Genomic DNA, 12,554 nt, shown 5'->3' with positions numbered 1-12,554 from the left:
GCTCAGGTCGCTGTTCCGTAGTGGGGGCATGGCGCACGCGATTTCCTCCACGATCGCCGTAGAGAATGTGAGGCCTTGCAGGCTCGCGGTGATGACCGCATTTTGGACACCCGCAGGGGATCCGCGCAGGCGATCGGCGGCGAGACGCTGCAGATCGTAATTCTGCAACAGCGCCTGTCCGTCCGAAGAGAGCGGTCCGAGAATGTTACGGTCGACGAACAACCTGGGATTCCCGACCAGATGTTCTATGAGGTCGCCGAGCAGACGAGGATTGCCCGGCGCGACAGACTGTCATCTCCGCCTGGACGGGTGTCAGACCGGGCAGCGCATGGCGAACGACCAGCTCCAGATCCTGTATCCGACCGAGCCAGATGACTCTATCCCCTGCTTCAGGCGACATGACCGATAATGGTTGCCCCGACGCTAGGGTGGTATGCCATTCGCGTTCCCAGCTAGTCATCAACACAAGCAACGGCCACGCTTCGGATCGCGCCTGCGTGATCAATGCGGTCAGCATCCGCAGCAGCGAGGGATCCTTGTCGAGCCATTGCGCATCGTCAACCACAAGGATCAGCGGCACCGCAGGCAGGCTGTCGGGCGGGTGTTTCGCAAGCAGGCTAAGGTCAGAGATTAATGCGGTCTGGAGGTCGGCCTCGGCACGTCCGCTTACCGCGGCGGGCGCAACCTTCAGGCTATTGAGCTCACGCACGATCGTTCGTTGCTTATCGAGCTTGGCGATCGCCTCTACCGCCGTCTTGGCAAACCCAGCCAGATTGAGGCTCAGTGTGTTGGCTACGGCGTCGAAGGCGGCGTTGAACAGACCTACCGCGAAGGTTATGCCTTGCTGGCGTTTCAGTCCAACGATCTCGTTCTGTCGCCGATACGCACCCAAATGCTGCCGGAGGTACTGTACGCCCGGCCAGAGTGCGCCACCTACGATCTCATTGTGCGCATGGGGATCGCACAGCCGCAATCCCCACCACAGGAACGGCAACGGCACCTCAGGTTCCCTGTCCGGGAATGGGGGGTTGATGTGCAGATTGTCGTCGAGATACGGCCGCGCGTCGGGCCAATACCCTTCGCGACCAACTGCGTCATACTTTGTCGAGAGCCACGAGAAGAATTCTTGCACGAGCCGCGTTTTTCCGTAGCCGCTTTCCGCAACAATGCCGACGATGCGCGGCTTGCCCGAACGAGCGGCTTCATAGGCGGCCTCCAAGATTTTCAGCTCGGCGGTACGTCCTACGAAAAGCGTCTTACACGTAAGTGACGGCACACGACTCTCCTGTGCCCGCATCCGCTGCGGCGCCGCGCGTCACTCCCAGATTGCCACTGCGGGAATGTCTGGATCCTCGAGTCTAAGTGCTACGAGCCCGATACCGGCGACCCCCCGGTGCAGGCCCAGATTATAGTCCGCGGTTCCGATGTCCCAAGCAAAATCTCCCTCGCCGGCCAATCGCGTCGTCATATCAAGCATTCGGGTGCGCGCGAGCGTGACAACCTCGGGCCGATGCAGGCGCCGCCCGGCCTCCACAAGGAAATCAATCACGCCGGCCTCCCCGCAGCACAGCGTGTCGTTGACCTGCGCCCTTCCCGTGATTGCCGCTTCGACTGCACGTTCTACATCGACGATCAGCGCGGCCCGGTCGACCGCGCCGTCCTCGAGCATCGAAAGCCGGCTGTATCCAATGCCGATAGCGCCGTAGCACCATTGATTAGGCCAGCCATAAGCCCCCGTCTCCGGATTACGCCGCAGATCAGGCCACGTCCGCCGTTCATCGTCGAAGAATCCGTTTTCAAACGCAACGCAATCCCGCGCCAGGTCGCGATATCGCGCCTCTCCCGTCGCCGCGTAGAGCCGAGAGAATACGAGCGCGTAGCCGGCGGCACCATGAGAAAGACCCGTCAGCGGGTGATTGGCGAAGGCTTTGGAAGACCATACACCGTGAGGAGGAAAGGCGTTGCGGTGCGCTTCGAGATGGTTAGCCCAAAGCTGCGCCTGGGCGAGCAACGCTGGCGCGCCAAGCAGATGATATAGGCGCAGCAGTCCCAGACAAGCTCCCGCAGCGCCCGCTATCACGTCGAACCGGTCGTCAGCGGAAATGGCTTTAGCGTCCAGCAAGCGCGCAGCTTCGACACCACAATCAGCGAAGGATGGATCCCGGAGGATGCTGGCGACAGTAGCGTCAGCATACACCATTGAGCCAACCCCGACTCCGCCGCCTACGCTCATTGACCGCGTCAACCGACCGGCATTGTGGGACGCGATCTGATGATGCGCCGCCGCCATAGCAGCATGGACCATGCGCCGAGCGGCATCATCGCGCCGTACTCGGGCCAGAGCCGCGAAGAAAACCGCAATCCCGCCGGTCCCGCCATAAAGGTCGAAGCCGAGCGGGGCCAATTGCGCGAACTTCTGATGATCGACCAAATCAAGTCCCAGCCAAGCCGCAGCGCCGTCGGCGCGAAACGCGCGCTGCTCGAGATGCTGAGACACCAGTTTCGCGATGTCCAGCTGAGCGGCGGGGCTCTCTAGAGGCACCAATCGGTTGACGGTGCTCGGCACCTGGAGTGAGGTCGCCGCAATGCAAGATTGTAGAGCCATCTCATCCTGTTCGAGATCGTTTATTCGGGCGCGTGCCACGATCAGGCCGCTATCCATGTCGAGATTGGTGATATCGCCGTCGGGTCCGCGGATAACGGCCTTATCGGCGTCCACGTGAAAAGCCGGGATATTTAGCCGAAGCAACGCTGCGCGCTCGTGGCGAAAGATCTTCCAAGGCTCCTCTGCGGCGTCGTCCCAGTCAAAAAGCCTGGCGATGAACTCGGTCTGCATGCTCCAGCATGCGCCATCATTCATCTGTCGATGGTCAGAGAGCCGCTTGACAAGCATATAATAGAAGCGGGTGGGTCGGAAGACGCGCCGCACCTCAAGGTCAGCGGAAACGCGCTCGACAAGCGCGATCAACTCCGGCCGCCGGTCGAGAGCCGTCTCCCAAGACTCCCTCACACCTCGAAGGAAGGCACTGCGGTGGTGCATTATGTCCTGTGGACACCCTTTCCACAGCGGCAGATTCGTCGCGACCTCTCGCTCCACTATCTCCTGATAGGGTTGCATCCCGGCCGAATTCACGTCACGCCAAGCGACCCTGGCGATCGAAGTGCGCGATGGCTCGATTCCGCCCATGCTGATCAGGCCGTCATTCTCGTCGCGCACATATGCCGGCAGCATTCCCACCGCGATGACGGACCGCTCGAGGAAATCGCTTACCATCCACAGAGCGCGAAGGCTCGCTGGCAATTCTTGGGGATGCCAGGAAAGGCCCTGAAGGATCGTTTCGAAATCGACCGGAACGGGCGTGGTGCCCGATGCGATAATATTTTCCATATGCATGTCGGACGAGGAAAGTAAGTGAAATACCCCGAGCCACGCGCCGGCACGCCAGAAATACAAGTCGATATCGGCAAGGTCGCGGCACGGTTCAACCGCTACATACCGGCACCAGCCATAGTCGCCCTGGTCGAGAAATTCGGGGACGCGGAAGGCGAAGTCCGGCCGCGCATCATTAAATAGGGTCGCAACCTCGGCAGCGACGTGATCGGTCGCCAACGATTTGGGCTTGTAGACCACCTTCACCTCATCGGCGAAGGTGACGACCAAAACGGACCGACCGCTATTGTGAAAGTCGGACAGACCGACCTCGATCGCTGCGACCTCACAGGTGCCCGGTCCCCAGGGTTGCTCGCGAAGCAGCGCGGCATCGGCCGCCAGCCGAGCAACGAACTCCAGCGACGTCTCGAGCCACTGAGTCTGAATCTCGGTGATGAGCCGCAACAAAACCGGATAACGAGCGAATAAGAGGTCGAAGCCAGTCTCGCGCATATGGGCGATAAAGGCCGCGAAGCTCGGATCTGCGCCGGCGGTATCGACGCCAGCGTTGCGCCATCGCATCATGGCTTCGTAGAATGGAAGCTCGCACAATTTGGCCAAGCGTTCGGCCAGAGCCGAGGCGAGATTCGAGCGGACGCGAGTGCCGAGCACCACCGCAGAGCGGTCGCTCGTCTCGGTCAAACGCTTCATGGCAGAAGCCACCACATGCCAGAACAACGGAGCGAAAGGCAGGTTGACGCACGCCGGATCGACGTCGCCCCCCGGTTCTAGGAGAAGGGCGCAGACACTTTCGCAATGAGACACCCAGGCCGGCGCCCGGTGCGTTTCACTTCGCACCACGCCGCCAAGACGCGCTATGACGTCCGACGGATCGAGCCCGTCGCGCGCGAGTCGCTTTCGAAGCAGTACGTCGTCGCCATTGGCGGCCATGTCCCGCCAAGTACACAGGCGCTGATTGACCAGCGCAAAATCCCGCTTCTCTGGCGGCACGGGCAGATAGGCGCTAGAAAAAATCTCATCAAGCGTCAGGCATGCAAGCTCGAAGTCCTCGGACCTCCAATGCACACCCAACTCCTCGAAGAAAACCAAATGCCCCGTACGTCGCTAGGGCACTATCTCGAATTCAGTTGCAGCAGCAAGTGCAGTTCACGCCCTGGCTCGAGGTACCGTCCCCAGGGGTCGAACGGCCTTCGCCCACGCGGCCGCTTCCCGCCGCAATCTCTAGCGCACTGTCCGACACTGCAAGTGCAGACAAGAGCATTTCGAATTCACGATCAAGTTCGATCAAAGTACTTTTGGACATACTAATAATCCCCTGTCGTCCCCCCAGGCTAACGCCTTAAATGAAACATACAGATTTGCGGCGGAATGGCAAGCTGTCCTAACCTGCGCGAAAGGTGATGGAAGGATGCCGATGTGAACATCAAGCCCAGCGAAAGATCTCTGGGTGCGACGATTGAAGGCGTTACCCTTTCGGAAATTGATCTCGACGGCGTACGCTTGATACGGGCCGCACTCATGAAGCATCTAGTCCTTGTATTTCCACGACAAATCTTAACCTCGCAACAGCTCGTGGCGGTAGCGAGGATGTTCGGGGCCGTGAAACCGCATGGTTTTCTTGCGGGAATGGAAAACTGCCCCGAAGTGCTGGCGATCAACAAGCGGCCCGGCGACGCACAAAATTTTGGCGGCGCGTGGCACACCGATAACAGTTATTTGCCCGCCCCGCCTATGGGGGCGCTGCTGCACGCGCAGGTCGTCCCATCCTTTGGTGGCGATACCGAGTGGTCCAACCAATATGAGGCATTGATGGCGCTGCCCGAGTCAATCCGGATACGGATCGACCATCTATGGGCGCGACATGAGTCGAAGAGCGTTTTCGGCGCTCTGCCCTCCGTACTTCCAGAGGCTCGACAGCAAGTGGCGATCCATCCTCTGGTTTGCTTACATCCGGAGACCCGGCGGGCCACGCTTTTCCACAGCGGCGCATGCACCGTGGGCTTCGAGGGGATGGATGATGCAGAGGCGACTTGTCTAGGCAACGACCTTCTGGCAGTGGCCACGCATCCGGACCTCACATTCCGCCACAGTTGGCGCCCGGGTGATCTCGTCTTTTGGGACAATCGTTGCACTATGCATCGCGCGCTGAACGACTATCTGGGGCAAACCCGGCTGATGCACCGGGTGAGCATTTGCGGCACACCGCCTTTGCCAATTTCACTTTAGGGAGAGATCCGCGCTCGGCACTGCCCGGACTGAGTACAGCGGATGGCGAAAAAGGTGTGCTACATATAGCTTCTGGAGCCAGAGTGCTGGCCGCGCGCGCTGCACACCAAGGCCGCGGTCGATCTTAATATCAGGATGGTTCGCATTGAAATCGACGATCGCAAGAAGCTCGCCCGCGAAGTGGGTATAAGCGAGCTCAACCCCCCCTATCACATCATCAAAATAGCAGGTGACGCGCGGCATGAACGCCGCCGGCGGCGCATCGAAAAGCGCCAGGGCATTCTTGGTCGCTGAATAAAAATCCAGATCGAAGGAAAGGAATCCGACCGGAGATGACAGATCATGGACAGCGGGCCGCACCGTATCCGCGACGTTGCCGAGAACCAGGCGCGCCGTCGTCAACCGGTCAAGCAACCGCTCGACATCCATGACAAAGTCGCCTCGTGACCATGCATAGGCATGATCCCGGCTATCGTCGGAATAAGGTAATCCTTCTCCGGTATCAAAACCGACAACGTCGATCCTCACACCCGTCGCAGCCTCAATCCGGCGAGCATGTGCCTCCATCGCCAGCAGGCCATTGCCGCCCGCCACCCCGAACTCAATGGCGGTATATCCTGGCAACCCAAGACGCTTTGCGACATACGCCTGACGCAACATTGGCCAGCCATATTCTGGACGAGGGTCGAGATCCAATTCCAGCCGCTCCGCGCAGCTCAACCAATCCAGTCTCGCTGCCAAACGGCCCATGCGCTCGCGGAAAGACGGTTTGGCTTGCATCAGCCAGCGGCCAATCAGACTCAAGTCATCGTCTCCGTGTCACGCCAAGGTTACGCTTATAGCGCATTCTCGTTAACGGCGCTGACGAAGGAGGCCTTCGTCGCAGCAGCCGGGATGTCGTCGGTCGTAGAGTCTGCAAGACACAAATTCTAATGGATATCACTTCTAACGGATTTTTTATGAGACCGCGAGCACATCGATCGGATTGCCGTTGCCGCTGGAAGCACTTGCCATCCGTATGTTCCGGATGGTCATTGCTGAAGCACGTAGCCTAATGAGACCGAGACGCAGGCGGACGAACCGCTGCGGCATAGCAAAGATTTACCTGCTCCTGCGGCAAATCCCAGGTATTGGGCCGATCAATGCGCTGACGATCATTGCCGAGGCTGGAGATCTTCGCCGCTTCCACCATCATCGGATAACCAACGCATTGATTGAAGGAGTATCACCGCCATGCATCGAGCACTTCACCGCTCCCGCGCAATAACGCATTAATAAGCCATAGCGAGCTGGCATATTGATGGTTTGCAAAAGCTACGACGCCAAATGTGGCGGCCACGACATCGCCGTGGCTTTCGAGAAGCACAGACGCGAGTCTCAAACCTTCATGAAGGCTGTTCCGAAAGCGTCTATGATGCGATCATCTGTGCCAGGCCAGCAGGATACCGCTTTTATCCGAGGTAATAATAACCGAAGAATCCATTTTTAGATTACTAGACTGCCGTTTTCACCTTCCGATAGAGCTTGAGTGATTATGCGAGAACCGCCGATGAGAAGGCTTCATACTGCAATCGCTGCAATCCTGGCTTGCTTGGTTCTTTGCGCGCCGTCGAATGCCGTTGACAACGTTGGTTTGTCCGGTAGGTGGTCTGGCACTTATACATGTGGACAAGGCTTAACCGGTTTGATCTTGACGTTCGCTGAACGCACGACGGGAGACCATATTGGCACGTTTGAGTTTTTCCCCCTTCCCTCAAACCCGCATGCAAAGAAGGGAAGTTATGAGATTTTTGCGAAGCCGGACAATGACGGCGGCATAATCATCAAGACCGGCAGATGGCTCAACCGGCCTTCCGGATATCATCCGGTTGGCCTCCGTGGCACCGTGGATGAAACTGGACTTAAGTTCCGGGGACAGGTGACATACCCAGGCTGTTCGACTTTCAGTGTTGCTCGGGAGATGGCCCCGAATACGAACATTACTGAAAATGAGCAGAAGTCCGATTCGAGCGAAAACTCAAACGACTCCGTCCGGCGCGACAACATCACCGCAGCATCCAAGCCTGAGCGAGACGCGGCCGACGCCGCGATGGCGGCTAAGACCACGGCGGCGCCTGCCAAGGCCAAAAATTTCACGCCGTGGAAGAAATCCGATCCGGCCGCGCTCGTACCCGACCGACTCGAAGGTGAATGGGCCGGCGCCGGCTTCGTGCGCGACGGACAGCCGATCCGGGTATTGGCCACCTTCAAACGGAACGACGCTCGCTCCGGTGACATCGGCGAGGTGACAATCGCCTCCAGCCGGCTCAACGCTGTTTACCGACTGGTCCGTGATCCAAATGGCACGGTGCGACTTGCCGACAAGACCAGCGATACGCGTGGTATACATCCTGTGCGTCAGTCGGACTCTCGCGACTCGCTCGATCGCCCTTATGTGACCCTCGGCCTACCGGGCTACCATACGGTGGTTATCTATCCGCCGTGGTCGCCGTCCGGCGGCACCGTCACGCGCTTCAACGAGCATTGTGGTCTCATTGACCCTTGGCTCCAGGCGAGGGCGTCAGCATGGGCAAGCGCGAGGGAACTGAAGATCAGGTTTTCTGATGGCCTTCAGACCTACGACGCGGCCAAAGCTGCCGCGGTCGAATCCTTCGCCGAACCGGCCTTCTCGCAAAGGTTCGGCACGTCTTTCGTGGCGATGTCGGATGAACAGCGCGCGGATTTTCTGCTTGAGGTCCGCGACTGTGTTCTGACCGGCGACGCTTTGTTGCGAGAAGAACTTTATGAAGGCCTCTTCCAATACCGCTACCTGGTGCGCGACCGTATCCTGTTCGCAGGCGGTTTCTTCCAGGGGTCGCGACCTCCACCCTTTGACCCGCGCGAGGCCTCGCGGCTGAGCGTTGAGGCGAGCCGGCATTCAGCGGAAGCCGAGGTCCGCTTCTCGCAGACCGCAAGCGCCGCCTCGGCCGCCGCGACTGCGGCAAAGGCGGAGGAAGCGATCAAGGCGTTCGGCGATGACCTTTCCCTGCTGCGCCCTTCCTTTCTCCACGCCGCACTCCGGCCGGCGCAGGAACGCATCGCCGCGCTGCGGGACGCTGAAGGGGCACAGCGCATAGCCGCGCGCCGCGACCGCTTCCGCCAGCGCATGGAAGGCACACCCTTTCCCCCTCATGCCTTTCTGCCGTCGCGGGTCGACCGGGTGCGCGCCGTCGTCACCGGTGACGTCCAGCGGCTGGAAGGAGGCGACATGAGTTTCTTTGGCGGGGTGATTGCGGAATCGGTCGAGGCCTGCAAACTGCCTAGCTCCGCCGTTGAGCGCCTGGCGTTAGTCCGCCTGCTGGAGGCGTCGTTCAACCTTGCGCTCATGGGCGATGCCTTCTCAAGCAAGAACATTGGTGAGGCCATCGGCGGATCGGCGCAGAGCCAAGCGATGTTCTTGGAGGGCGTCACGGCGGTTCGGACGATGGGATGCGCACACCCCTTCCTGTCGGTGCTGCTGACGACGCTGGTAGATATATCGACCGCGCCTGCCGGGAACGCGGAAGGTGGCGGCCCGGACCAGTTCGTCCGGACCTGCTCACTCGACCGCAGCCGTTTGCAGTGCGAATGCATCGTGCGCGAGGGCAGCGTACTCGTTCCGAATATAGCCCAGCAACGGTTTGACCGAAGTATCCTTTCCAATATCGTCAGCCGGAATCCGTTGATCGGCATGAATCTTTTCATTAAGTGCGGCGTCTCAAATTATTGATTGTCCGTCGTCAGATAATTCGAGACAGGCTTTTCGCGAAGGGAGGCTCTTCTCTATTCGGCGTGTTGGGGTCAAGTGCCTTCAAGCCCTCCGTCTCACCGATTGATCTCTCTCGCGGGCCTCGCTTCTCTTCGGGATTGGCTTGTAGCCCTCCCAGTATGGGATCAGAGGAATGAAGCGGCACAATCTGACTCGCGTCCTGACGGCAAGCCGCCGGTACAAGAGCCTCCACGAACTCACTTCACTCACCGTCCCACGAGGGACATCGTCCGCCGGTGAGCGGAACCATACTTTTACTGACTGAATGATTCAGATGGCTATTTGCGCGGCCTCCCTTGTCCAATGGAACTTGGTGCCGTCGATCCAAATCCGGTGCATGACGACAGCAAGGCGACGCGCCAAAGCGACGGGAGCTTTTTGCTGGCCGCGTCGTTTGGCAACATTCATTGCCCACGCTTTCAACCAGGACCATTTCTTAACGCGTGTTAGCATCACCTGGGCCGCTTCGTAGAGCAGCGTGCGCATCATCCCATCGCCGCAGAGCGAGATGCGGCCCACCCGCGTGCTCTCACCCGACTGATGGAGCGCCGGTGTCAGACCCAGTGCCGGGCCGACAGCTTTGGAGTTGCGGAAGCGTGACGGCACGTCGATGGTGCTGATGAAAGCAAGCGCTACCACGGGCCCAACGCCGGGTATTGTCACCAAGCGGCTGCAAACGGCATCGTGCCGGGCCAACGCCAGAACCTTCCGATGTAGGCCTCCAGTAACGGTCCGATGAGTTCGGCCAGATCAGACATGCCTTCGAGGAGATCGTGAATCCTATCCCTGAATTTGACCGTTCCGACGACGCCGACTTTGAGTCCGAAATTGCGTAGCAGGCCACGGATATCGTTCTCAATTGCAATTGGCCTGCCCCTATGAGGTGGTCCGGTATCAGTCTTAATGCATTATGGATTCAAATGATCGACTGCATGCCCGTTGATGCGCGAACTTTGAGATTTCTTAGCCGCTGCGTCCCGACAGAGGTCTGGTATGTAGCGTCGCTGAAGTGAGCCGGCCAAAATCGTAAGCGCATCACTCACCACGGGATGTTGAACTGCAGACTGTGCCCCGGGTAATGCGCGATGTAATGAATTTGATCGACGAGACCAGATAAGTAGACCGCGATGCCAATAAACGTCCTCAGAAGTTACATCGCCACCCAAGTGTTTCGCAGTGTTCCACACATGCGTTGAGTATTGCTGCGCGTGGAGGTAATTCCGCGAAAGCTTAGAGAATACTTCCGCGCATAACCGCCCTCGATCCGGAAACTATGCAGTGGGCAAAGGAAGGCCGCCCATCGCGACGCGCTTTAAGCCAGGCAAGAGCGGAAATCCCAAAGGCAGACCCAAAGGGTCCAAAAACGCCGCGAATTTGGCGAAGACGGAGCTCAACGGGAAGGTTGTGGTCACCCTCAACGGTCGAAAGAAATCGATGACCGTTGCCGAAATCTCCTCGCGCAGGCTTGGCGACAAAGCCATGGCCGGGGATGCCAAGGCGTTCAGCTTTCTATTCGCGATCTCAGGTGTCGGCCACGACACCGATGAATCTCAGACTGATCGGCTCACCACGCCCGAGCAAGATCAGGCCATTCTGGCCGAGTATTTCAAGCGAAGGGGGTTCAAGGAATGAAAAAGCCAAAACCTCGAGCGACGAGTCGCCCTGCAAAGCGCCCGGTTCGGATGAAATCGTTAGGCGCTGACCGAACCGTTGTCGATGCTCTCCTTGCGGCCGCACGCGACGATCTGGTCACGTTCACTCAGCTTTGCTTCTATATTCTGAAGCCGACCACAAAACTCTTGATGAACTGGCATATCAAGGCGATTGCGCATCAACTCGAGCGGATCAGGCTCGGTCAACAAAAGCGGCTCATAGTGGCAGTGCCTCCCCGACATCTCAAATCAATCATCACGTCGGTCGCCTATCCAGCATTCATACTTGGCCAAGACCCCTCGAAAACAATCATCGTCGCAAGCTATGCGGCAGACCTCGTGATCAAGCACGGCAACGATTTCCGTGTCATCATCGAGTCAGACATGTATCGAAAAGTCTTTCCCAACGTTCATATTGAGAAAAATACCGAGAGCGAAGTCACGACCAGCGCTGGCGGGTGCCGGATTGCGACATCGGTGGACGGTCCCATTACGGGCCGGGGCTGCGATATCGCCATCATTGATGATCCTTTGAAGCCCGGCGAGGCGTTGTCCGACACCCGGCGCGATCGCGTCAACAACTGGTACTATCAAACGTTCCTATCCCGGCTGGACGACCCTCGCGACGCGGCCGTCATCCTTGTCATGCAGCGACTGCATCAGGACGATCTCGCCGGGACGCTTTTGCGATCGTCTGAAAATTGGCCCTCCTTGAACTTGCCGGCAATCGCGACGTGCAACGAGACGATCCAGATTGGACCAAATCTGACTTACGAGCGTCGTGAGGGTGACCCGCTTCATTCGGAGAGGATGTCGCTGGAAGAGCTTAACAAACGCCGAGAAGAAGTCGGAACTGATACCTGGCAGGCTCAATACCAACAGGAACCGGTGCCTCCGGGCGGCTATATGATGAGGCGAGCTTGGGTCCGACGCTATGATGTGTTGCCGCCACGCCAGCCTGGTTCAACTATCCTTCAGAGCATCGATACCGCAACGAAGGCAGGCCCATCCAACGACTACTCCGTCATCACAACCTGGCTGGTGCAGGACCACTTCTACCGGCTGATGGACCTTGCGCGAAAGCGGCTGGAATATCCCTTCCTCAAAGCGTTTGTCTTGCAACAGGCGGAAAAGCATCAGCCGGATGAGATCCTTATAGAGGATGCCGGTACCGGATCGGCGCTGGTTCAGGAGCTCAGATTTAGCCGTTTCAGCGTTATCGGCGTACGGCCGACAAATGATAAGCTCACCAGGGCACAGATCGTGGCAGCAAAGGTTGAAAGCGGAAAGGTCTATTTGCCGATCTCGGCTCCATGGCTGCCGGATCTGGAGGCAGAACTATTTACTTTTCCTCAATCGCGGCACGACGATCAGGTCGATAGCATCGCCCAGGCGCTTGCCTACGAGATCAGCGGATACGACACCTCGATGAGGTGGGCGCGGCATCTTTGGTAACGATCGCTCGCGGAGACGATCCGCGAGCCTCAGTGAGTATCCC

General features: G+C 58.7%; 8 protein-coding genes and 2 pseudogenes. 5 read left to right on the top strand and 5 right to left on the bottom strand.

All coding sequences use genetic code 11. The features are described from left to right. The 3 genes from NWI01_RS12935 to lanM all read right to left on the bottom strand — a co-directional run. The coding region (locus tag NWI01_RS12935) for a hypothetical protein (protein ID WP_141384236.1) at positions 1-222 on the bottom strand (222 nt) is incomplete at its 3' end. Then, positions 206-1,297 carry an ATP-binding protein gene (locus NWI01_RS12930; RefSeq protein ID WP_141384235.1) on the bottom strand — a complete coding sequence of 364 codons (1,092 nt, stop codon included), beginning with the start codon at positions 1,295-1,297 and terminating at the stop codon, positions 206-208. The genes NWI01_RS12935 and NWI01_RS12930, both read right to left, overlap by 17 nt. A gap of 18 nt (positions 1,298-1,315) precedes the next feature. After that, positions 1,316-4,480, bottom strand: a complete 3,165-nt coding sequence (lanM, locus tag NWI01_RS12925; protein WP_181410474.1) for a type 2 lanthipeptide synthetase LanM — start codon at positions 4,478-4,480, stop codon at positions 1,316-1,318. A gap of 327 nt (positions 4,481-4,807) precedes the next feature. On the opposite strand from lanM, the gene NWI01_RS12920 reads away from it, so the two are divergent. Then, positions 4,808-5,617, top strand: a complete 810-nt coding sequence (locus NWI01_RS12920; RefSeq protein ID WP_141384233.1) for a TauD/TfdA dioxygenase family protein — start codon at positions 4,808-4,810, stop codon at positions 5,615-5,617. Here the strand turns inward: NWI01_RS12920 and NWI01_RS12915 are convergent. Then, entirely contained in the window at positions 5,609-6,421 is an 813-nt protein-coding gene (locus NWI01_RS12915; RefSeq protein WP_141384232.1) for a hypothetical protein, read from the bottom strand. The genes NWI01_RS12920 and NWI01_RS12915 overlap by 9 nt on opposite strands. A gap of 45 nt (positions 6,422-6,466) precedes the next feature. Here NWI01_RS12915 and NWI01_RS12910 point away from each other — a divergent pair. Beyond that, a pseudogene (locus NWI01_RS12910) lies at positions 6,467-6,815 on the top strand (transposase); the annotation flags it as partial. Positions 6,816-7,577: 762 nt separating this feature from the next. Further along, positions 7,578-9,365 (top strand): hypothetical protein, encoded by a 1,788-nt coding sequence (locus tag NWI01_RS12905; protein ID WP_141384231.1) that lies wholly within the window; start codon positions 7,578-7,580, stop codon positions 9,363-9,365. A gap of 309 nt (positions 9,366-9,674) precedes the next feature. Here NWI01_RS12905 and NWI01_RS12900 read toward each other — a convergent pair. After that, positions 9,675-10,276: pseudogene (locus NWI01_RS12900) on the bottom strand (transposase); the annotation flags it as partial. A 406-nt stretch (positions 10,277-10,682) separates the two neighbouring features. Here NWI01_RS12900 and NWI01_RS12895 point away from each other — a divergent pair. Further along, positions 10,683-11,036 (top strand): DUF5681 domain-containing protein, encoded by a 354-nt coding sequence (locus NWI01_RS12895; RefSeq protein ID WP_141384230.1) that lies wholly within the window; start codon positions 10,683-10,685, stop codon positions 11,034-11,036. 50 nt (positions 11,037-11,086) lie between these two features. Continuing rightward, positions 11,087-12,511, top strand: coding sequence for a phage terminase large subunit (gene terL, locus NWI01_RS12890; RefSeq protein WP_181410473.1), 1,425 nt, complete (start codon positions 11,087-11,089; stop codon positions 12,509-12,511). Positions 12,512-12,554: the final 43 nt, after the last annotated feature.

Source organism: Nitrobacter winogradskyi (assembly GCF_006539545.1).
Lineage (GTDB): Bacteria > Pseudomonadota > Alphaproteobacteria > Rhizobiales > Xanthobacteraceae > Nitrobacter > Nitrobacter winogradskyi_A.
The sequence above is the reverse complement of the archived record's forward strand: the minus strand, read 5'-3'. Positions and strand labels throughout refer to the sequence as shown.